General features: G+C 42.1%; 25 protein-coding genes. 15 read left to right on the top strand and 10 right to left on the bottom strand.

Annotated elements, in window-relative coordinates; translation table 11 throughout:
- Nucleotides 1-35 precede the first annotated feature (35 nt).
- Nucleotides 36-902: a MetQ/NlpA family ABC transporter substrate-binding protein gene (locus NST85_RS23785; protein WP_127190295.1), complete on the top strand. Its 867-nt coding sequence runs from the start codon at nt 36-38 to the stop codon at nt 900-902.
- A gap of 329 nt (nt 903-1,231) precedes the next feature.
- A complete protein-coding gene (locus NST85_RS23780; protein WP_127190294.1) occupies nt 1,232-2,005 on the top strand; it encodes an SDR family oxidoreductase in 774 nt (257 codons plus the stop codon).
- A 141-nt stretch (nt 2,006-2,146) separates the two neighbouring features.
- Here the strand turns inward: NST85_RS23780 and NST85_RS23775 are convergent, their stop codons facing one another.
- A complete protein-coding gene (locus tag NST85_RS23775) occupies nt 2,147-2,392 on the bottom strand; it encodes a NifU family protein (protein WP_091228009.1) in 246 nt (81 codons plus the stop codon).
- 88 nt (nt 2,393-2,480) lie between these two features.
- Here NST85_RS23775 and NST85_RS23770 point away from each other — a divergent pair, with 88 nt between their 5' ends.
- Complete coding sequence (locus NST85_RS23770; protein WP_127190293.1) at nt 2,481-2,711, top strand: YuzB family protein; 231 nt, start codon at nt 2,481-2,483, stop codon at nt 2,709-2,711.
- Here NST85_RS23770 and NST85_RS23765 read toward each other — a convergent pair.
- A complete protein-coding gene (locus NST85_RS23765) occupies nt 2,708-3,769 on the bottom strand; it encodes an NAD(P)/FAD-dependent oxidoreductase (RefSeq protein WP_127190400.1) in 1,062 nt (353 codons plus the stop codon). The two genes, NST85_RS23770 and NST85_RS23765, sit on opposite strands and share 4 nt — an antisense overlap.
- 49 nt (nt 3,770-3,818) lie before the next feature.
- Complete coding sequence (gene mqnE, locus NST85_RS23760) at nt 3,819-4,925, bottom strand: aminofutalosine synthase MqnE (protein WP_127190292.1); 1,107 nt, start codon at nt 4,923-4,925, stop codon at nt 3,819-3,821.
- Nucleotides 4,926-5,165: 240 nt separating this feature from the next.
- On the opposite strand from mqnE, the gene NST85_RS23755 reads away from it, so the two are divergent.
- Entirely contained in the window at nt 5,166-5,522 is a 357-nt protein-coding gene (locus NST85_RS23755) for a HesB/IscA family protein (protein WP_127190291.1), read from the top strand.
- 66 nt (nt 5,523-5,588) lie between these two features.
- Here NST85_RS23755 and NST85_RS23750 read toward each other — a convergent pair whose 3' ends face one another.
- The gene (locus NST85_RS23750) at nt 5,589-6,794 is read right to left on the bottom strand and encodes an AI-2E family transporter (protein ID WP_127190290.1); all 1,206 of its coding nucleotides are present in this window, start codon (nt 6,792-6,794) and stop codon (nt 5,589-5,591) included.
- 76 nt (nt 6,795-6,870) lie between these two features.
- On the bottom strand, nt 6,871-7,092 hold the full coding sequence (locus tag NST85_RS23745; protein ID WP_307399990.1) for a hypothetical protein: 222 nt from the start codon (nt 7,090-7,092) through the stop codon (nt 6,871-6,873).
- A 178-nt stretch (nt 7,093-7,270) separates the two neighbouring features.
- On the opposite strand from NST85_RS23745, the gene NST85_RS23740 reads away from it, so the two are divergent.
- Nucleotides 7,271-7,936, top strand: a complete 666-nt coding sequence (locus NST85_RS23740) for a YheC/YheD family protein (RefSeq protein WP_127190289.1) — start codon at nt 7,271-7,273, stop codon at nt 7,934-7,936.
- A 226-nt stretch (nt 7,937-8,162) separates the two neighbouring features.
- Complete coding sequence (locus NST85_RS23735) at nt 8,163-8,306, top strand: sporulation histidine kinase inhibitor Sda (protein ID WP_127190288.1); 144 nt, start codon at nt 8,163-8,165, stop codon at nt 8,304-8,306.
- A gap of 52 nt (nt 8,307-8,358) precedes the next feature.
- Here the strand turns inward: NST85_RS23735 and NST85_RS23730 are convergent, their stop codons facing one another.
- Complete coding sequence (locus NST85_RS23730) at nt 8,359-8,607, bottom strand: hypothetical protein (protein ID WP_127190287.1); 249 nt, start codon at nt 8,605-8,607, stop codon at nt 8,359-8,361.
- Nucleotides 8,608-8,678: 71 nt separating this feature from the next.
- Complete coding sequence (locus tag NST85_RS23725; RefSeq protein WP_127190286.1) at nt 8,679-9,680, bottom strand: NAD(P)/FAD-dependent oxidoreductase; 1,002 nt, start codon at nt 9,678-9,680, stop codon at nt 8,679-8,681.
- 406 nt (nt 9,681-10,086) lie between these two features.
- Between NST85_RS23725 and NST85_RS23720 the strand changes: the two genes are divergently transcribed.
- The 4 genes from NST85_RS23720 to NST85_RS23705 all read left to right on the top strand — a co-directional run bounded on the left by NST85_RS23720 (nt 10,087) and on the right by NST85_RS23705 (nt 12,796).
- Nucleotides 10,087-11,280, top strand: coding sequence for an NAD(P)/FAD-dependent oxidoreductase (locus NST85_RS23720; protein ID WP_127190285.1), 1,194 nt, complete (start codon nt 10,087-10,089; stop codon nt 11,278-11,280).
- A 1-nt stretch (nt 11,281) separates the two neighbouring features.
- Nucleotides 11,282-11,530: a hypothetical protein gene (locus NST85_RS23715; protein ID WP_127190284.1), complete on the top strand. Its 249-nt coding sequence runs from the start codon at nt 11,282-11,284 to the stop codon at nt 11,528-11,530.
- 100 nt (nt 11,531-11,630) lie between these two features.
- Nucleotides 11,631-11,981, top strand: coding sequence for a helix-turn-helix domain-containing protein (locus NST85_RS23710; protein WP_127193234.1), 351 nt, complete (start codon nt 11,631-11,633; stop codon nt 11,979-11,981).
- Entirely contained in the window at nt 11,930-12,796 is an 867-nt protein-coding gene (locus NST85_RS23705; protein WP_170220213.1) for an IS3 family transposase, read from the top strand. The genes NST85_RS23710 and NST85_RS23705 overlap by 52 nt, the downstream gene beginning before the upstream one ends.
- An 83-nt stretch (nt 12,797-12,879) precedes the next feature.
- Here NST85_RS23705 and hemQ read toward each other — a convergent pair whose 3' ends face one another.
- On the bottom strand, nt 12,880-13,626 hold the full coding sequence (gene hemQ / locus NST85_RS23700; RefSeq protein WP_127190283.1) for a hydrogen peroxide-dependent heme synthase: 747 nt from the start codon (nt 13,624-13,626) through the stop codon (nt 12,880-12,882).
- A gap of 203 nt (nt 13,627-13,829) precedes the next feature.
- Between hemQ and NST85_RS23695 the strand changes: the two genes are divergently transcribed.
- The gene (locus NST85_RS23695; protein WP_127190398.1) at nt 13,830-14,123 is read left to right on the top strand and encodes a YuiB family protein; all 294 of its coding nucleotides are present in this window, start codon (nt 13,830-13,832) and stop codon (nt 14,121-14,123) included.
- 327 nt (nt 14,124-14,450) lie between these two features.
- On the opposite strand, the gene NST85_RS23690 is transcribed toward NST85_RS23695, so the two are convergent.
- A complete protein-coding gene (locus tag NST85_RS23690) occupies nt 14,451-15,767 on the bottom strand; it encodes an MFS transporter (protein WP_341190577.1) in 1,317 nt (438 codons plus the stop codon).
- Nucleotides 15,768-15,938: 171 nt separating this feature from the next.
- Between NST85_RS23690 and NST85_RS23685 the strand changes: the two genes are divergently transcribed.
- From NST85_RS23685 to dnaI, 3 genes are all read left to right on the top strand, one after another.
- A complete protein-coding gene (locus NST85_RS23685; RefSeq protein WP_341190576.1) occupies nt 15,939-17,144 on the top strand; it encodes a helix-turn-helix transcriptional regulator in 1,206 nt (401 codons plus the stop codon).
- Nucleotides 17,145-17,235: 91 nt separating this feature from the next.
- Entirely contained in the window at nt 17,236-18,768 is a 1,533-nt protein-coding gene (locus NST85_RS23680; protein WP_341190575.1) for a helicase DnaB, read from the top strand.
- Between the two features lie 49 nt (nt 18,769-18,817).
- On the top strand, nt 18,818-19,774 hold the full coding sequence (gene dnaI / locus NST85_RS23675; RefSeq protein WP_341190574.1) for a primosomal protein DnaI: 957 nt from the start codon (nt 18,818-18,820) through the stop codon (nt 19,772-19,774).
- Between the two features lie 72 nt (nt 19,775-19,846).
- On the opposite strand, the gene NST85_RS23670 is transcribed toward dnaI, so the two are convergent.
- Complete coding sequence (locus tag NST85_RS23670; RefSeq protein WP_127190278.1) at nt 19,847-20,002, bottom strand: YqzM family protein; 156 nt, start codon at nt 20,000-20,002, stop codon at nt 19,847-19,849.
- 247 nt (nt 20,003-20,249) lie between these two features.
- Between NST85_RS23670 and trxA the strand changes: the two genes are divergently transcribed.
- A complete protein-coding gene (gene trxA, locus NST85_RS23665; protein ID WP_341190573.1) occupies nt 20,250-20,597 on the top strand; it encodes a thioredoxin in 348 nt (115 codons plus the stop codon).
- The last annotated feature ends 87 nt before the right edge of the window (nt 20,598-20,684 follow it).

Raw genomic sequence — 20,684 nt, 5'->3', positions numbered from 1 at the left:
ATCCTTATTCAAAAAAATTAGGAGGTCATACTGTTATGAAAAAATGGACTTTATCTTTTTTGACGCTAGCCTTGGTTCTGGTGCTCGCAGCTTGTGGAAATAACAACGCGAAGAACAATGCAGCAAACAACTCGCAATCATCTGAGGGTAATGCAGCACAGACTGAAGTAGAAACACCAGCTGAACCAGTGAAATTGGTTGTAGGTGCCACTGTGCCACATGCTGATATTTTGAAATTCATCGCTCCAAAGTTGAAAGAAGAAGGCGTTGAATTGGAAGTTGTAGAATTTACAGATTATGTACAACCAAACGTTCAAGTGTTTGAGAAACAATTGGATGCGAACTACTTCCAACACCAACCTTATCTTGATGACCAAAACAAACAAAATAATTTTGACCTTGTGTCTGTTGTAGGTGTTCATGTTGAGCCATTTGGCGCTTACTCCAAAAAATACAAATCCGTTGATGAAATTGTTGACGGTGCAAAAGTAGCTATCCCGAATGACGCTACCAATGGCGGACGTGCATTGTTGCTACTTGAGAAACAAGGCTTGATTAAATTGAAAGACGGCGCTGGAATTTCAGCTACTAAAGCTGACATCGTCGAAAATCCAAAAAACTTGAAGATCATTGAAAGTGAAGCAGCAATGCTGCCACGTCAATTAGAAGAAGTGGATTTCGCATTGATTAACACTAACTATGCGATTGAAGCTGGTCTAAATCCTACAAAGGATGCGCTCTTCATCGAGGATAAAGATTCACCTTACACTAACATTTTGGTTGCTCGTCCTGACAATAAGGATTCCGATGCAATTCAAAAATTGGCGAAGGCTCTTACTTCAGAAGATGTAAGAACATTCATCAATGATACCTATGCAGGTGCTTTGGTTCCAGTATTCTAAGTAAGGAACACTATGTTTGATCCTTTGAATCCCGTTTGCCTTATGGCGAGCGGGATTTTTTTGTGAGCTTAGATTGCAGATGCGTAGCGAAGGGGACGGAATTGTTCTGAAGAAGCTAAAAGCTTTCTTCAGAAAGCTACCTCGGAAGCATAAGCTGCGTTCGCCTTTGTCCTCGGATTTCTACCGCTAAGTGCGGTATATAATCAGGAAATCTGAGGACAACAGCGATCGTAAGAATAATCCGTCGTCGTAGCGGACATCTATTGTTTGTCGGAATCCCTCAAATCTTCTATACTTGAAATGAAGGCATTGAGGAGGAGGAGAGGACAATGAAGGGAAAAGTCGCTCTCATTACCGGGAGCGCCAAAGGGCTTGGCAAGAAGACAGCACTAACCCTTGCTGAGCATGGGTGTCATATTGCAATCAATTATGTGCATAGCGAGTCCGAGGCGCTGGCCCTCCGTTCTGAAATACAGCAGAAGGGCGTACGCTGCATCACTGTACAAGCAGATATTTCCCGGCATGAGGAGAACGAGAGGATGGTCGAGCGGATAACCGAAGAGCTCGGGACAGTTGACATATTAGTCAATAATGCTGGGCCATTTATTCGTGAACGTCGGCTGTTTGCCGATTATAGCCAATCACAAATCTTGGCGATGATCGAAGGTAACTTTGTTGGAACGCTGCTACTGGATCATCTTGTGCTTCAGGGTATGAGGGAGAAACGGTGGGGACGGATTATACATTTCGGCTTCGGTCACGCTGCTGAATCACGGGCTTGGCCTCACCGTGCTGTGTATGCGGCTGCTAAGACAGGCCTAGTGTCTTTCACCAAGACATTGGCAGTGGAGGAAGCACCCTACGGTATAACGGTTAATATGGTATGTCCTGGAGATATTCGAGGAGCCAATAAGGAGATGTCCATTGCTGATGCCCGGGAAATCCAAGATGGTGAAACTCCATTAGGTCGCCCAGGTAGTGGTGAGGATATTGCGCGCGTTATTGCGTTTCTATGTCATTCCAATTCAGATTTTATTACGGGTAATATTATGGATATTTCCGGTGGTTTGGATCCTATTCGTCCGTGGATTAAGCCGTCTTAGCATCTTTGATAATAACGGAGGAATTCCAATTGGAATTAAAAAATAAACTCAGCCTTTCCAGTCATACCGGAGGGCTGAGTTTATTTGGTGGCTTTCTCCATTTGAATGGTCGAAGGCCGGATCGTTCATCATACTATTTTATTAAAATACTTGTACGACCTCTTGTACACCTTCTACTTCTTCAAACAGCGCGCGCTCGATACCTGCTTTGAGAGTAATGGTGGAACTAGGGCAACTGCCGCAAGCACCCATCAATTTCAACTTAACGATACCGTCTTCAACATCGACTAGATCAACATCGCCACCGTCACGTTGTAGGAATGGACGAAGTTTATCCAGAACTTCTAGAACTTCATCATATAATTTATCTTGTACGTTTTCGCTCATTGTTATTTTCAACTCCTTTCTTATTACATCATTATTATAGTACAAAAAATCTAAAATTTAAATGGCATACATAAACGGAGGTAGCTGGTTGAGACCTATTATTGAATTTTGTGCTAACAATGCCCATTTCGGCACGGATGAAGTGATGGAGAAGTTGAAAGAGAATCCTGACTTTGATGTGATTGAATATGGTTGCCTGACCGGATGTGGGATGTGTTATATGACACCTTATGCGCTGGTCAATGGAGAGACTGTAGAGGCAGAGACTGCTAGTGCGTTGTATCAGGTGATTTTAGATAAGATAAGAGAGTTTTCTTAACCAATATGGTGCTTGGACATCCATAGTACTCCACTTTTTAGGATACGTGGGACCCGGCCGGTTACTTGAGTCATACCCATAAGGCCAAATCCCGCCTTTTTTCCAAGGGATCCAAGCGTACCTTTTAATTTAATGCTAGATAATTTTGGAGTTTCTCCGCGCCATAATGCGCTTGTAATCTGAGCAATCTGGTAACCTTGCCCTTCAGCAGCTTGTGCACTTGGCGCAAACGGTAAGCTTGCACAATCTCCACAGACAAATATTTCGGGATAATTAGGAATTTGGTGATACTCATTTAATAGGATGCGGCCTTGCGGATCTTTTCTGACATCCATCTGTTGCACCAGAGGTGCAGGCTGAATCCCAGCAGTCCAAACTGTGACATCCGTAGGAATGGTATCAGCCCCATAGTAGATGAGATCAGGTTCAAGGGAAGTTATTGAAACATAAGGTAGAGTCCTCACCTCATGTTCGTTGAACCATTTGGTGACATATCCAGATACTTTGGGTGGAAAGGCAGATAACACCCGGGAGCCACGGTCTATAATCGTTATGTTCAGATCAGGCCGGCTCTCCCTGAGCTCGGCAGCAAGTTCTACTCCGCTCAGGCCTCCGCCGATGATGTTAATATTACTATAAGGCTTGCTGTTGTTTAATTTCATATAGGTGTTTCGAACAGCTGCAAAGGATTGAATGCTACAGGAATTTTGCTGGGCTCCTTGAATGTTATGATACTTATCGGTGCATCCCAAGGCGATCACAAGTTGGTCATATGGAAGAGGATCCCCTTCTGTGAAGTGAATTAAGCGGTTATTCAAATCAAGTGTACTTATTTCTCCGTATTTGATTTGTAATTCCGCATAGTGCGGAAAAGGGACACGCAGCTCATGATCAGAGGCGGTACCAGCTGCAAGTGCATAGTACTCGGTCTTCAAACTTTGAAAGGGCATGCGATCAACTAAAGTGATCTGCACATCCGAAGGGATATGTCCTTTGAATAACTCATGAATGACAGTTGTTCCCCCGTATCCTCCACCCAGAATGACGAATTGTATCATCAACCCACGTCCCTTCTGTATCACTTTCTCAATTCAAGTGTCCGAAACTTTATTCGAAAATTTCTATTTCGTTATAGAAGGTGTCGCGTTCAACCGGAATCCGTCCGGCGCCTTGAATAAGCCAAATCAATTCTTTGCGTGTTATGCCTTCAGGAGTTAAGGCACCAGCTGCGTGACTGATCCGTTCCTTAAGAATTGTACCGTGCACATCGGATGCTCCGAAGGAGAGAGCAACCTGAGTGAGTTGAACCCCAATGTTGATGAAATAAGCTTTGATGTGCTGAATATTATCCAACATCAAACGGCTGATGGCGATAGTTTTCAGATCCTCATAGGCCGAGTTACGGCGCATAATTCCCGCATTCTTATTACGTGGCTGCATGGACAGAGGAATGAATACCATAAAACCACCAGTCTCATCCTGCAGTTCGCGAATTTGAATCATATGGCGAATTCGATCTTCATGAGATTCGATTGAACCATATAGCATTGTTGTATGAGTCTTCATACCAAGTTGGTGAGCAGTCCGATGAACATCGAGATATTGATCAACGTTAGCTTTGTCGACTTTCATTTTCTCGCGATATTGATCTGATAAAATCTCAGCCCCACCGCCAGTTAATGACTGGAGCCCTGCCTTACGTAACTCTGTTAGCACTTCTGCCGTGCTGAGTCCACTAATCCGAGTGAAAAATTCAATTTCAGCAGCTGTGTATGCCTTAATTGTGACGTCGGGGAAACGTTCATTTAATGCTTTGAGTGAATCCACATAGTATTGGAAAGGCACATGATTATTGTGACCACCAACGATATGGAACTCCCGGATTCCAGGGTGAATATGTTGCTCTACATAGGCGATCATCTCTTCACCGGATAACGTATAAGACCCCTCTTCATCTTGGTCCTTACGGAAGTTACAGAATGCACAGTATGATTCACAAACGTTAGTGAAATACAGGCTCATATTTTCGATGAAATACACCTTTTTGCCGTTTTTTCTAAGATTAACCTCATTGGCTAATTGTCCAATGGTCAATAAATCATCACTCTTATATAAATATACTCCGTCTTCAAGGGTAAGGCGTTCGCCCTTCGAGACCTTTTCTACAATTTCTGCCATTCTCTTGTCTGTACTTGGGGTGACAGTTGTAAACATACAATAATACCTCCATTTCCATGAAGACAGTCCAACAAGGAAGAATATTGATACCTATGCATAGGGATCCGTCAAAATAGATAGTAATAGTTAAATACCTATCTATTATAAACCTCGATTTATCAGGGGGCAATAAGTTAGATCGATTAGTGGGAATAGTTGCAGCAATAAAAATCACATCACTTGAGGGGATTTCGGTTGTGGAGTATAATTTATGTGTACGGAAAAGGAGGATGGAAGATGATTAATATATCGGATAGTGCTATGAACCGAATTAAAGACATGTTAGATCAAGAGGAAACACCTAATATGTTTTTGCGTCTTGGGGTGAACCCGGGCGGATGTAGCGGTTTCTCATATGGTATGGGTTTGGATGATGAGGAAAGTGAAGAAGATGTTCACTTGGATGTTAATGGATTAAAGGTAGTTGTAGATAAAGAGAGTGTGCGCTTTCTGAACGGCCTAGAGATTGATTTTCAAGAGTCTGGAATGAGTGGTGGATTTACTATAAATAATCCTAACGCTGTCGCTTCTTGTGGCTGTGGACAATCGTTTCGTATGAAGAATGAAGAGGGTAAGCCAGAGGTTTGTGATTGATTGTGCTTAAAATAAGTAAATAAATAAGCCGCAACCTAGTAATCATCCAGGGGGCGGCTTATTTTGCTATGTCGTGGGCTTACTATTATCTTGTGCTGTGGTGGCTTCACCTTCGGTTATTTCAACTGGATCAGGTACTGCATCTTCATATAGATGCGAGCGTCCTTCGAACCATTGGAACAAATGAGAAAAGATAACCTTTAGTACGGCATAACCTGGTACGGCAAGGATGATACCTAATATACCGAATAAATTTCCAGCAGTTAGGATCACAAAGATGATCGTGATAGGGTGAATCCGTAGTGTTTTGCCCATAATTTGCGGTGAAATAAACTTACCTTCAATTAGTTGTACGATTGTCCATACTGCAATAAGTTTAAGTAACATCAAAGGTGACGTTACGATTGCAATAATCAGTGCTGGAGTAATAGCAATCGCTGGTCCGAGGTAAGGGACAATACTCGTGAACGAAGCTATGATGGCCAGTACAAGCGAGTAATCAAGCCCTATGATTAGGAACCCGAAATATAAGAGGATCCCAATACAGAAGCTGACAATAATCTGCCCACGAATGTAGGAACTGATCTTAACATTCATATCGGTCATCACACTATGAGTTTGTTTACGGAATTGGACAGGGACAAATCGTAAGATGAAAGTGGGAAGCTTCTTCCCATCCTTAAGCAAATAGAACAGAATAAACGGCACCGTAACTAATGTCAATACGATATCTTTAATCGCACCGAGGAACCCGCCAATACCGGACCAAGTGCTATCAAGTATCGAAGTGGCTTGCTCGGCAATGGTTTGACCCAAGGTTGATGGATTAAATCCAGTGGATTGTTGGATCTGGGAGAAAAAATCGCTGCCGATTAGACTTTCGAACTGAAGTTGCACTTCATAGCTGTATTTAGGAAAATTTTCTATTAGTTGTGTTACCTGTTCCTGAACTAAAGGAATGACTGAGATGATCACAATAGTAATGATTCCCGCCATCAGTAGATAAAGGGTTACAATCGTGTACACCCTCGGAATTCTTTTTCTCTCCAATAAGTCCACTAGCGGATTGAGCAAGTAATAGATCGCTCCCGTTAGTAGAACGGGGAACAATACCGTTTTGAGTAATACGGTCAGAGGTGTGAATATAAATGAGATTTTTCCGAACACAAAGATATTTAATCCAATTAGCAATAGAATCAGCAAAAAGAGAACGAACCGGTTATTTAAAAATAATCTTTTGAAGCGTTCACTCCAACTGTGCGTACCTTCCATTAAGACAAAATCCCTCCTACATATCTAGCTGTGTGTATTTCTACTAATAAGTAATACGTATGAAATGATTTTGGTTTCAGAAGAATTGCTTATTAACCATAAGTATGATCATCGAGGTGGAGACTAGCGAGAATAGAATACAACCTAAACCGAGACCTTTGCGGGAATCCTTAATAAACTTGAAGCCTATGACGCATAAAGCGACTGTTATGGCAGCAAGCACAAGTGACATGGCAATCATCGCGAACCAATATAAAATTTCGAATAATGTTGGTATAAAAGAACTTGTCTCCTCCAAAGTGACCCCCCTTATATATGAGCAATTTGCGTTTGAGAATACTATACGTAAAAAAGGGATATTTTGCAAAGAGGGAGCAAGTCCCCAGAAAAGAGGCGCAGGCTTCGGACAATCATCCAAGAAAACTAGCCCCGCTCTGAGTATGTATAGCATATAACGCCAGAAAGGGGATGGAGTCGTGGCAGGAAGACAACTGGCTAACAAATGGTTAAAGACTGAAGCGTTATTAAGTAATGGAAGCGTAGCGCCCCACATACCGCAGACCAGAATGTATGATGCAGAACAATTGAAGCGAATGATACATCAGTTTGGTATGGTCGTCATCAAGCCAATTCATGGCGGGGGAGGTTATGGTGTAATTAAAGTGTCTTATGATCGGGGTGTTTATTCGTTTACGTATATGTCTAGACGCAGAGCATTTGGAAACTTCGAAACGATGTTTAAAGCATTAGGTCGTGCGAAGGTAGGGCGAAAGTACATTATTCAGCAAGGAATTCATTTGGCTCGTATCGGAGGACGCCCGATTGATTACAGGGTCAAGGTTGCAAAGCAACAGGATGGAAGCTGGATGTATCGAGCAATGGTGGGACGATTAGCCCGGCCGGGGCTGTTCGTTACGAATTTATGCAAAGGGGGAACTTTATTAAGTGCACGTGAAGGCTTAAGTAGATCCTTACGGAGTAAAGTTGCACGTACTAAACGTCGTGAAATGCGTAATTTGACGAATACATGTATCGGAATACTAGAGTCATCCTTTCCGGGGATTGGCGAACTAGGATTCGACTATGGAATCGACAACGGTGGTAAGATATGGATATTTGAAGTCAACACAAGACCACAATAATCCAAAATATGCATAATATTAGAAATATTTTTTTGAGATAAAAGAAACGGGAATATCCTGTGAATAACTTTTGTCCACATTATACCACCATAATTAACAGCCACTTGGATAGGTTACTAACATTCTATTCACAGGATTTCCACAACCTCATGTGGATAACAGAACGCTTGTTCTACTGGAAATTTCTTGATATGATAAGGAAAATAATTGAAGGGGTGTGTTACCAATGGCGATGTTAACAGATGAAATGCTGCTTGAATCCTACCAGATGGCTACTAAATTGCAGTTGGATAGAGAATTCATTGCACTACTGTTGGCAGAGATCCATAAACGTGATCTAAACAAAAATGTAGGTTCTTTTCTTCATTAAAATGGACGAGCCTAATACGCTATTTTTCAAGAAAAATTTAATTCATACGAACTTAAGGCGTCTGTACGGCGTTGACACGATAGATGTAAGCTTCATGGCAGTGCGGACATTGAGCGACATGCTCACATCCCATAGCAGCATGCTTATAGATTACTGAAGTGAATTGATCAATAGAACCATAGGGACTGTAAGGGCCAGCGTAGTCTTCCTTCTTCCCCATATTTTCTAGAACCGTACCGCAATCAGGACAGGATGAATTTAAATTAGCCAATCCGTTACATAACGGGCATATATATGACAAAGGGTATCTCTCCTTTACGGTAAAATGATCGTAAAGTTAAGATACCCTTTTTTGTCAATTCTCATGTAGCATTATAATTTGAGATTGCTGCTATGCCCTGGTGATAGCTTTGCATCAGGATCGATATATACTTTGGCGTTATTGACAGCTGTTGGAGCTTCGCCAAAACCAACGGCTATTAGGTCTAACTTACCAGGATAAGTCGTGATATCACCAGCGGCGAATATCCCGGGAATGGAGCTCTCCATACGTGAGTCTACAACGATGGAATTTGACTCAATTTCCAGTCCCCAATCTGCAATTGGACCGAGTGAGGATACGAATCCGAAATTGACGATTACATCATCAACTTCAATTTCTTGTGTTTCACCCGACTTAACATGAGCGATGGTAACTCGTTCGATGTTATCCTCACCATGAAGTGCAGTGATTTCTGTGGGAGTGATGACTTGAACCTTGGAAGCCATCAAATTTTCTACACTGTGCTCATGGGCACGGAATTTATCTCGGCGGTGAATGAGGGTCACTTGTTCAGCGATAGGTTCAAGCATAAGTGCCCAGTCTACTGCAGAGTCACCGCCACCGCTGATGAGGACCTTCCGTCCACGGAATTTTTCTAAATCACTTATAAAATAATGCAGATTTGTCTTTTCGAACTGAGCGGCGTTCTCAAGGTCTAGACGACGCGGTTCGAATGCTCCGACCCCTGCTGTAATAATTAAAGCATGAGCGTGATGAACATCCTGATCGGTTGTTACGATAAAATGGCGTTCATCTCTCTTCTCGATGTGTATGACTTTTTCCTCGAGGCGAATATCTGAGTTGAACAGTTTCAACTGATCACTTAAATTGTTGATCAGTTCTTGGCCCGTGATCTTAGAGAAACCAGCAATATCGTAAATATATTTCTCAGGGTAAAGGGCAGCAACTTGACCACCCAACTGAGGCATACTTTCGATTAGTTTGACGGATGCTTTTCTCATACCGCCGTAAAATGCGGCAAACATGCCTGCAGGGCCGCCTCCGATGATAAGCAAATCGGAAAAATTGGCGTTAGGACTAAGGGATGACACAGGCAAAACACCTCCAGAAAATTTGTGTAGCTTAATAATGTCAATTCTACTTTATTATAAACATCTAGTCTTGACTTGCAAAGGCAAGATGAATATACAAGCTGATGTAGCTCAAATGATATGGAAAACCCCGGGAATCGGCATGAAATAAGACTTGATCTTTTAAGTAAAAGTCGATATCATTCAATTGTGTGTACAAAAAAGTGTGACAAAAAAAGCACAGTTTCGAGATGGTGTGTGAAATTTGATATAGCAACAATTACCGTTTAGAATGACTATTACATAAAGTCTCGAAATTTTCGAAATTCGGAATAGAATTTCATCTAAATTTATGTGTTAATTTTCACATTGAAGGTTGATGTTTAAAGAATATAGAGTGTTTAAAATTGGAAGGAGAACAATCCAGATGAGTACCATACCTAAGATAGTAATTCTTGGAGCGGGATATGGCGGGATTCTAACCGCACAGAGACTGCAAAAAGAATTGAATTACAATGAGGCCGATGTAACTTTAGTAAATCGGCACGATTACCATTATTTCACTACTCATTTGCATATGCCTGCAGCAGGAACGGACTCCATCGAACATACACGTGTGCAAATTTCTAAACTGATCGATGAATTCAAGATTGATTTGGTTAAATCCAATGTTCAAGAGATCCGACTGGCTGATAAAAAGGTGGTTCTCCAAGACGGGACCCTGTCTTATGATTACCTAATTATAGCCCTTGGTGGCGAACCGGAATCATTTGGCATTCCAGGGCTAGCGGAATACGCTATGACGATCCGCAGCATCAACTCGGTACGCTTAATTCGTCAGCATATTGAATATCAATTTGCGTTGTACAAGACGGATGAAAGCCGTAAGGACCGTCTTAACTTCGTAGTTGGCGGCGCTGGATTTAGTGGAATTGAATTTGTTGCTGAATTAGCTGACCGAATTCCACAGCTCTGCAAAGATTACGATGTAGATCCTAATCTTGTTAACATTTATAATGTAGAAGCAGCTCCAACCGCACTTCCAGGATTTGATCCTGCGCTAGTTGAGTACGCTATGAATGTCCTACGTAAGAAAAACGTACAATTTAAAATTGGTGTCGCCATTAAAGAATGTACACCGGATGGCGTTCTACTGGCTACAGGTGAAGAGATCAAATCGGCTACAGTGGTTTGGACGGGTGGTATCCGTGGGAATAGACTTATTGAAGCAGCTGGGTTTGAAACGGCTCGTGGTCGCGTGAAGATCGATGATTATTTGCATGCACCAGCCCATGATAATGTCTTCATCATTGGGGATAACTCCTTAATGTTTAATGCTGAAGGACGTCCGTATCCTCCAACAGCTCAAATTGCTATGCAACAAGGTGTGGTCTGCGCTCAGAATGTAGTTGCGTCCATTCGCGGCAAAGAGCTTAAGAAGTTTATATTTAGTAACAAAGGTACAGTTGCATCACTTGGTAAAGGTGAAGCCGTTGCTTCGGCATTTGGCAAGACCTATACTGGCTGGGTTGCTGCTCAACTGAAGAAAGTTGTAGATATTCGCTACTTATTCACGATTGGCGGCATTCCGTTAGTTCTGAAAAAAGGCAGATTCCTATAGGATGCGCCATTGCAGCGTTCAAGTCCGGGGCTTACTTACGCGGGAAGAGCTAGACCGATATAACGCATTGATGGAAGTGGGTTCTTATTTAGAGTCACAGCAGCAATATGACTTCGCTTATACCGTCCAGAAAGAAGTGGATATCCTTATTCTTCCGGCAATCGAAAGGTTAAAGGAGAAGAGCAGGGACCGCGATAGGGCGACTGCATTATTTCTAGAGTCGCTTCGGGAAGAAGCGGAAGACGAATAGATGAAAAAGGCTGTTCCCAATGTTTGAAGTGCACCCCTTAGAATAGACATTGGAAAAACCCCCGGGTTTAGCCGATGAAATTCTAGGGGGTGCATTTTTTATGCCAGCAAAGAAGGGTCAGAAGTTTAAGCATTATCCTGAGTCTCTTAAAGTAGAAGCGGTAGGACTGTTTATTGAGGATGGATGGTGCTACAGAAAGATTGCAGAACACTTAGAAATAAACGATAAAAACCGTGTTAAGGTTTGGGTGAGGAAGTATCGGACAGAAGGACAAGCTGCATTTGAAGATAGACGTGGAGATCCACACAAGGCTGAAACAGAGCAAGAGCGTGAGTTGCGTCGTTTGCAGTTGGAGGTAGATGTCCTAAAAAAGTGGTTACAAATCTTGAATCGGGAGGGTTGCAGGATAGATATGTCGTCATCGACGAACTTAAGCATAAACAAACCGTAAAGGAGCTCTGTGTATATTTGGGGATTAGCAGAAGCGGTTACTATGCTTATTTAAAGCGCAAGAATAAGCATATTGACGAGGATTTGAAGCTTAAGATCCGTATCATTTATGAGCAACGTAACAAGACTGTAGGATACCGTCGTATACAGGATGAATTGTATCGCCAATATCGTCTTGTAGTGAATCATAAGAAGGTTCTACGACTCATGCAGGAACTAGGTATTCAAGCGATTATACGCCGTAAGTACGTCCATAGAACAAGTCATGAGGCGGCTGTTTCGGATGGAAGGATCGCAGAGAACTTGTTGAACCGAGACTTTAAAGCCGATAAACCTAATCTGAAATGGGCAACAGACGTTACGCAATATCGTGTTTTTGATGACAAGATTTACTTATCTGCCATTAAAGATCTGTGGAATAACGAAATCGTCGGATACCACATTAGTAGGAATAATGACAATCCGCTTGTCTTAGAGACGTTTCGAAAGGCGTTTGAAAAGCATAAAGACGTGACCGGGCTGATCGTTCACAGCGATCAAGGAAGCCAGTACACGTCTCATGCTTACCATGACATGCTGCCACAGGTTGGAGCCCAAATCAGCATGTCACGTCGAGGGAATTGTTATGACAACGCCTCAATCGAGAGCTTCTTCTCTCATCTTAAAGTCGAAGCACTCTACCCTTATGATATACGAAGTACCGATGAGGCACAAAGAAGAATTGAAGAATTTATTCGTTTTTATAACGAAGATAGAGCACAACGAAAATTAAACAAGCTGACTCCTGTTGAGTACAGGAACCAGCTTGTGTCCTAGGTGTTTTTACAGTGTCTACTAATTGGGGTCTTGACCAGTTCATAGGGAGCAGCCTTTTATTTGTTTGCTCTCTGGGGAGCGGATTATACTTTCAGTAAGTCCTCGAACAACTGCTCATTGAGCAAATTACCAACATAGAAGGAACCGAATTCTCCAAAACGTGCACTCACTTCGTCAAACCGCATTTCGTATACGAGTTTCTTAAAGTGAATCGGATCATCAGAGAAGAGTGTGACTCCCCATTCCCAATCATCTAGACCAACAGAACCGGTAATGATTTGCTTCACTTTGCCGGCGTATCCACGACCGATCATACCGTGGCTACGCATCATAGTGCGCCGCTCATCCATGGTTAGCATATACCAGTTGTCATTCAAATCGCGTTTCTTGTTCATCGGGTAGAAGCAGATGTGTTTCGATTTTGGGAGAATGGGCTGAAGTCTAGCTAGAATTTCAGGATTACTCTTCGGATCACCATCTCCTGATGCAAGATAGTTGCTTAGTTCCACGATACTCACATAAGAGTAAGATTTAATCGTGTACTCAGCAAATGTTGTTTTATTAAATTCGGTCTCCACAGCGTTTAGTTCCTCTAATGTTTCCCGAAGATGCATGAATACAAAGTCAGCCTTCTGTCCTACGATGGAGTAAACGGCTGTGCTACCGCTCTTGTCTTGCTCCATATTGCCCCACTGCTGGAGGAAGGTGTGAAGCTCTTCAAGTGCTCCTGCTCGCTCCTCGTCATCTGCTGCTTTCCAAGCTGTCCAATCGATGGAGCGGAAATCATGCAGAGCGTACCATCCTTCCAAAGTTGAAGCTACGTCACTCATTTATTATCACTCCTAAATTTCTTATGGATTACATACGATATGTACTTACTCTATTGTATCCTAACGATGGTAGAGGGGCAAACCGAATTGTGATTTTATTTCAAGAAAGTTCGTTGCTTCGTAACATTTTTTCTAGTAAACTTATCACTAGTTCTAGTCAATGTGATTTAACTTATAGTATGGAGGAGAAGGGTGGGGAAACGATGGGTTGGCTCATCGTATTGGTGCTGATGGTTCTGTTCTTCGTTATGATGTTCGGCATCGGATTTATTCTCAATATGCTTATGAAAACAACATGGTTTCCAGCATACATATTTGTTCTTGTCATTGTACCGATTGTTGTATATACGTTATGGAATCATGATAAGAGTTTTGGATCCTACCTCGCTTCGTTCCGTTTGGTTGATTATTTGACTGCGATTGCTGGATTTGGTGGCGCAATATTAAGTGGATGGACCATTGAAAAGCTGCGTAAAGGCGGATATAGGATGTTTTAAACATTCTAAGGACATAACTAATGCTTGAAACAGTAGGTTCGCACAACCGCTACGATGACGGATTATCCTTACGATCACTGTTGCCTCCGAAATTTTTTGAATATATCGCTATAGCGGTGAAAATTTGGAGGCAAAGGCGAACGCTCTGCTTCTTCAGGATAATTCCGTCCTCTCCGCTAACTTCTGCTCCTCCATGATCAAGTATTGATTATATTTATGAATCCTCTTTATGTTTAAAAGTGGAATTGAAATAAAACAAACAGCGGTGGTATCCCTGATAGCCAGGGGTGCCACCGCTGTTTGTTTTATTCGCGTGTGTGAGGTTGCTTATTGACTACTGGAAGCCTGCTGAGATGAAGCGACAGTTGTCTGACTTGGGACCTTTCGTAGCTCATGTGCCCCGATCAAAGTAACGAGCAGCAGTCCTAAACCTGAAATGATAGGGATATAGAAACTTGGAATCCAGTCTAGTGTAAGGCCGAATAATACCATACCTAGAGGTGCGATGGCGCTGGCCATAGTATCAAGAATACCGAATACGCGTCCGCGATATTCCTCTTCTATAGTCTTTTGCAGTGTAACCTGGATGGGAATATTGATGTAAATAATGATTATGCCAACAATTAACATGAGTATCATATAAAATACAAATGAGCCAAGAGAAGTGAAGGTAATAAGCAAGGGTAATGACATAGAAATAATTAGAATGGAGAGAGTAGTTGTACCTTGTAGTAATGACTTTATGGGATCTCCTAATTGTTTGCGAATCGAGAGAAGAGCTGACATGAGTAACATACCTGCAGCTAACATTGCGTCGATAGTACCATACTGCTTGGAGCTAAGTTTCAGGGACTCGACAATAATATAGGGGAGAAACACGTTAAGAGCACTGATGAAAAAGTTGATCCAGAAGGCCAGTTTGATCATTCCCCAGATCAGATGGTTCCGTTTAGCATAATGGAAACCTTCAATAAAACTACGTTGGAATGATTTAAGGAATCCTTTGGACGAACCATCTCCTGTATTCATATCGTAGTCAGGGGATGATGAAGCCGAAGGTTTGAATTTCAATGACCATCCCATCAGTGTTGATATCAGAAAGGCAAGGCCATTAAATAACATAAACATTTCTAATGATACATAAGCGTAAAGAATTCCACCAAGTATTGGTCCTAAAATGCTGCCGATTGAACTGGATATTTGACCCAAGGAACTCGCTCGCTGCACATTATCCTCTTCAACAAGCATCATAACGGAAGAAGATAGGGAGACGCTATAGAAGGTAGAACATACTGAGAGTAGGATGAGTGAAGCGTAGACAGTTATTAGGGGAAGTCCTGCAAATGATACGGTGGAAAAGGCCAGAAGCATGACGATTGTACTTGCAGCATCTGATCCTATAAGGAGCTTTCGGCGGCTCATACGGTCAGCGATAACTCCGGCAAATGGAGACAACAGTATTCGAGGTAACATCCCGCAAATAATCGTTAGAGCGAAGTTTCCACCTGAACCGGTCAATTTCAAAATATACAGTCCAATAATAAAAGTGTACATGCTTGAGCCTAACATCGTAATTAACTTGCCGGTAAAAAAAAGAAAGATGTTTCGATTATCGTTGCGTTTGTTTGGAACATCAATATTCATGTGATTTCCCGCTTCCAGTTAAAGTTAAATTAAATTAAACTTATAATAACGTATGTAGCAACAATTCGCAATATAAGTTAATTTTAATTTAACAAATAATCAATCTGTATGCTTTTCTGTAGCTTCTAGTTAAGTTATACTGGATAAAATGAATCTAATGAGGTTGAATACATGTCCACAACAATCGGAGAAAAAATTCGAAAGCTGCGTAAAGCAAAGGGTATAACACAATCGCAGTTAGCAGGTGAACATATAACGAAGAGTATGCTCAGTCAAATTGAGAATGGTAAAGCTCAGCCCTCGATGGGAAGCTTACAATACTTGGCTCGGCAATTGGGGCTAGAAGTCAGTCAGTTGTTGGAAGAGGATGGCTCTGCGGAAATAAGTAGGCTGCTGAGGGAAGTAGAGGATCATATCAAGCGGAAAGATTATATATCAATCATATCAAAGGTTGAACCTTTACTGGAGACGAAGCTTCCTTTAATTCTTGACGCTGCAAGACTCATGGAGAATTACGCAGAAGCTTGCTTCCATACATTGAATCCGAACGGCGGGAGAGCAGTAGATAAGGCAGTAGAGATTTATGATCATTTTAGTTTATATGTTGAGGCAGCTAAGGCTAGATATATCATGTATGCTTTGTATTTTACGAAATTGCAATATGGGACTTCGCTAGACTTAATCCGTGATGTTTGGCGGCAATATAAGGACAAGAAATCAAGTAGGGATATCTTGTTTGAACTAGACCTTCATTATGCTGAGGCGGCATCCTTGTCTGCTATTGGATATTATGAGGAAAGTAGAAATGTTCTTCTGGCGGCTATTACCTTGTCTCATGATGAGAAGGTCTTTTATCTAACGGACCATTTTTATAGATTGTTGGCGGGAAATAGTCAAGTCATTGAGGACGATGAACAAGTTCAACATTATTTGTCCAAAGCAAGGCAGTTCGCTCAATTTACGGAAGACCTCGATTCGTTGGAATTAATAGAATTGGTCGAAGTAACAAAGTTGAATTGGAAGGGTAAATACGCTGAGGCATTGGATTTGATCTTGAAGTACTCTATTATGGAGCATGAGGATAAGCGAGGATATTGGCTGTTGCAGAGGGGAATCTCCTATTATGGGTTAGATCGATATGCGGAGGCTCTTGAAGCGTTGTCGCAAGTCACCATGCCGGAATGGGGGCACCACCCGTTTAATAAGGCTTCTATTCATTCTGCCGGAGCTTATATAGCAAAAATTTATGCTAAGCAGGGAGAACATGATCGTGCCCGCACTCTTATTGAGCAAGTATATGAAACGATGAAGGTATTCCCTCCGTCGCCTTATCTTTCATTTGTTAAGGAGACTTACCACGAACTTTGCGGCGGATAAGAAATGCCATGATTTTACGACTAAGCTCAGCTGGATTTGTGATAGAATAGAGGAAGTCTACCTGTAAGTGATATGAAGGAGTGTTTCATAGGTGCGCATGAACAATTTACATCATTTTACCGAGAATCATCATTATTGTGTGTATCGTGACTTCAGTCTTAGTGGTGTAGACGGGAAAATGCTAAATTTAATCTATCAACCTATGGTTGGAGCTTTTGCAATAGGAGTCTATAAGTTGCTCGCCCAGCAAGTGCCGTTGGAACAAGTAGGATATTCCGCCGTTGAGCAGCAACGGGGGTTATTTTTGACGTTGGGGTTGGAGCCTAGTGAAAAGGGGCGTAAATTTCTCGTTGAGCAGACCTCCAAACTAGAAGCAGTTGGTCTGTTGCAAACTAGCCGTTTATATATGCCTGATAGTGACGATTATATGTATGAATATGAGCTACAAGCGCCATTGACCCCGTCAGAGTTTTTTAGAACCCAGCATCTGACGTTACTACTACGTGATAAGATTGGCAAATTTGCCGTTCTGGAGTTGCGGGAGAAGCTATTCAATAAAGAACCGGATGAGTGGTCCGTTCTAACTTATAATAAAGAAAATATATCCATACCATTTTATGATATTTTTGAACTGAACACACATGCTATTGATTATGAACTTGAACAGGCGATTGCTGAAACATCGGTTGCGAGGGGGAAAGGTCAAATAGCAGTGGCGAGTGAGGAAGATTCACTCAATTATGCGGACATTATCCTCCATTTCCCGCGTGGATCTGCTAACCGTCCTTTTGTGGAAGGGCTACGATTTAATCCCGAAGGTATGGGAGTTGCGAATTATGTGGCTCGTAAATACGATTTGAGTGTTCAAGATTTGTGTCGCCTTCTGGATGAAGATGGTGTGTTTGATCCTGATGGTGGGCTCTTGTTGGATAAATTACAACACATAGCAAATCTTCAGTTCCGCCAAGGCAAACGACGCAAGGAAGAGCGGGAAGTTGTATACGGTAAAGTGGCCGCACTTCGCGCTGAAGTTAAAGAACCTGCCCAGATGCATGAGGAAGAAATTGCGGTTCAAATGGAATTTTATGTGGAAGTACCACCACAATTTATAAGCAAGTGCGATATTCATCAGTACAACATGATGTTGCGTAACGAGCCATACACCAGACTTCTTAAGACGTTCTTTCCGGGAGCGGTTCCTGATAATTTACTTGATATCTTTGAAAAAATCGATTTGAATTATAAACTACCAGGTGAAGTTATCAATGTTTTGATCCATTATTTGATGAGCCTCTTAACCTCGGGTGGAGAACAACGGATTAATCGTAATTTTGTGGATGCTATCGCATCGAATATGTTGCTGAAACAAGTCAATTCCTATGAGAAGGCTGTTCAGTATATACGTGAACAGTCGAAGGTGAAGGATAAAGTTGCAGCCGCCTCCACAGGTGGTGCGGCCGGCGCGGGACGTGGACGTACGTATAGTAATCGTGGAGTGAAGCCGAAGCCTGAGATACCTATCGTTGAACGTTCGAGTGGGGAGCAGAGTGTCTCTGATGAGGATTTTGCTGAAATGCTTAAGTTGGCTGAGCAGACACAAGCAAGCAAGAATAGAGGCAGTTAAGCGGAACAGAATTGTATATATATAGAATGAAGGATGGTGAATATAACGCATGGAATCACTCGGGCAACTGTTGTCGCAAATGAAGAACCCACAACTCCGTCGGAGGTCAGAAGAACTTTCCGCAGAGCTACTAAATTCACCTTTGGTACTGTCACTTCGCGCGGCTCATCCAGAGCTAACAGATGAACAGTTGCATCTTAATATGGCTAAGCTGTATCAATATGTGAATACGAATCGCCATTGTAGTAATTGTCCGGGACTTGATGATTGTCCTAATGATTTTCCAGGACATTATACGAAGTTGACAGTCGAAAATACGGGTGGACGTACCCAATTGATAGATCGGCAGGTTCCTTGTGATAAGCAGAATCAGAGGCAGACGGAACTAGCGGTGAAGAAGCGGATACATAGCTTCTACGTGGATGAACGTGCCCTAGAAGAAGGCTACAATGAAGTAGAGATCATGATGAAAGATCGTGAGCGAGCACCAGCCGTGACTCAGGTTATTAAATATATCAATGAGACTAGAGAGAATGGACTTCAGACTCAAGGGCTCTATCTCGAAGGTCATTTCGGTACCGGAAAGACCTTTCTAATGTGTTACTTACTTCATGAACTGGCGAAATCGGGATATTCCGGAGTGATCGTCTACATGCCTGAGTTTGTGGAAGATTTAAAGTCGATGATGCTGGATAATCAGAAGCTGAAGGAATCGGTGGAGGTTATGAAGCAGGCGGACTTGCTCATCTTTGATGACATCGGGGCTGAAAATTTAAATCCTTGGGTTCGCGACCATGTGATGGGAGCTATTCTTAATTATAGAATGAACCGTAAGCCGACCTTTTACACTTCGAATCATTCGCTTAGTGCTTTGGAGAAGCATCTAAGCTTTACGAATAAAGATGGGGAAGAACAACATAAGGGTCAACGTTTGATGGATCGGATTGCCCCATTTGTGGACGTAGTACAAGTTCATGGGAGTAACAAGCGTGGGCGAAATCAATAAATAAAATACAAATACAAAAAAAGGCCGGATTCTCTTGGAGGAGAAGATCCAGCCTTTTTGCCGTCCAGCTTCTTAACCGGCTATAAATTTTACGATGACCATTCCGAAGAAAATAACGGCCATGAGCGTAAACATACCGAAGAAACCGTTCATCAAATCAAATAAATCGTTGCGTGGCTCTTCGTTGATATGCGCTCTTGGGTCGTTTGCATGTGGGTTAGCGTCCATATTGGCGTAGCCTCCTCGGTCAAGTTGGAAACATCAATGATATATGTTATAGACAAAACGATTTTGGGTTATTAATAGTATAACCATTTCTACTTTATTTTGTAAAGAAGGCGCTTTAACCGCGCGTGTAACGGTGATTACCCATTCTCAAAAAAAATGTGGTATAATTGGCAAGACGCCATTTTAGGATGGATTCATCATTATGAACTGAATGAAATTGTGTTTGTTCTGAGAATACTGTGCAAACATGATAAAACAAACATATAGGAGGAGATTTATTATGGCAATTGTTAATGTATCCGATCAATCCTTCAATAATGAAGTAGAAGGTCAAGGTATGGTCCTTGTTGATTTCTGGGCTCCTTGGTGTGGTCCCTGCAAAATGATCGCTCCAATTCTAGAGGAATTGGCTTCAGATGTAGGAGATTCGGTCAAAATAGCAAAAGTGAATGTGGACGAAAACCCGGAATCAGCGTCCCGTTTTGGTGTGATGAGTATTCCAACATTGATCCTTTTCAAAGACGGGCAACCCGTTGATAAGGTTGTTGGATTGAATTCCAAAGAAGCACTGAAAAACCTGATCGCTAAACACTAATAAGCTTTATTGCTTCTTTTTGGTTGCAAGGGTATGTTTTCCCCACGCCTCCGGCATGTCCGGGGGCGTTTTCTGTATATTATTCGA

It is taken from the genome of Paenibacillus sp. FSL K6-2524, assembly GCF_038005525.1.
Taxonomy (GTDB): Bacteria; Bacillota; Bacilli; order Paenibacillales; family Paenibacillaceae; genus Fontibacillus; species Fontibacillus anaericanus.
The sequence above is the reverse complement of the archived record's forward strand: the minus strand, read 5'-3'. Positions and strand labels throughout refer to the sequence as shown.

What these genes read in the sequence shown, in the direction of transcription:
- NST85_RS23785 (WP_127190295.1), top strand. Translation starts at nt 36, where the DNA reads ATGAAAAAATGGACTTTATCTTTTTTGACGCTAGCCTTGGTTCTGGTG.
- NST85_RS23780 (WP_127190294.1), top strand. Translation starts at nt 1,232, where the DNA reads ATGAAGGGAAAAGTCGCTCTCATTACCGGGAGCGCCAAAGGGCTTGGC.
- NST85_RS23775 (WP_091228009.1), bottom strand. Translation starts at nt 2,392, where the DNA reads ATGAGCGAAAACGTACAAGATAAATTATATGATGAAGTTCTAGAAGTT.
- NST85_RS23765 (WP_127190400.1), bottom strand. Translation starts at nt 3,769, where the DNA reads ATGATACAATTCGTCATTCTGGGTGGAGGATACGGGGGAACAACTGTC.
- mqnE (WP_127190292.1), bottom strand. Translation starts at nt 4,925, where the DNA reads ATGTTTACAACTGTCACCCCAAGTACAGACAAGAGAATGGCAGAAATT.
- NST85_RS23755 (WP_127190291.1), top strand. Translation starts at nt 5,166, where the DNA reads ATGATTAATATATCGGATAGTGCTATGAACCGAATTAAAGACATGTTA.
- NST85_RS23750 (WP_127190290.1), bottom strand. Translation starts at nt 6,794, where the DNA reads ATGGAAGGTACGCACAGTTGGAGTGAACGCTTCAAAAGATTATTTTTA.
- NST85_RS23735 (WP_127190288.1), top strand. Translation starts at nt 8,163, where the DNA reads ATGGCGATGTTAACAGATGAAATGCTGCTTGAATCCTACCAGATGGCT.
- NST85_RS23720 (WP_127190285.1), top strand. Translation starts at nt 10,087, where the DNA reads ATGAGTACCATACCTAAGATAGTAATTCTTGGAGCGGGATATGGCGGG.
- NST85_RS23715 (WP_127190284.1), top strand. Translation starts at nt 11,282, where the DNA reads ATGCGCCATTGCAGCGTTCAAGTCCGGGGCTTACTTACGCGGGAAGAG.
- NST85_RS23710 (WP_127193234.1), top strand. Translation starts at nt 11,631, where the DNA reads ATGCCAGCAAAGAAGGGTCAGAAGTTTAAGCATTATCCTGAGTCTCTT.
- hemQ (WP_127190283.1), bottom strand. Translation starts at nt 13,626, where the DNA reads ATGAGTGACGTAGCTTCAACTTTGGAAGGATGGTACGCTCTGCATGAT.
- NST85_RS23695 (WP_127190398.1), top strand. Translation starts at nt 13,830, where the DNA reads ATGGGTTGGCTCATCGTATTGGTGCTGATGGTTCTGTTCTTCGTTATG.
- NST85_RS23690 (WP_341190577.1), bottom strand. Translation starts at nt 15,767, where the DNA reads ATGAATATTGATGTTCCAAACAAACGCAACGATAATCGAAACATCTTT.
- NST85_RS23685 (WP_341190576.1), top strand. Translation starts at nt 15,939, where the DNA reads ATGTCCACAACAATCGGAGAAAAAATTCGAAAGCTGCGTAAAGCAAAG.
- dnaI (WP_341190574.1), top strand. Translation starts at nt 18,818, where the DNA reads ATGGAATCACTCGGGCAACTGTTGTCGCAAATGAAGAACCCACAACTC.
- NST85_RS23670 (WP_127190278.1), bottom strand. Translation starts at nt 20,002, where the DNA reads ATGGACGCTAACCCACATGCAAACGACCCAAGAGCGCATATCAACGAA.
- trxA (WP_341190573.1), top strand. Translation starts at nt 20,250, where the DNA reads ATGATAAAACAAACATATAGGAGGAGATTTATTATGGCAATTGTTAAT.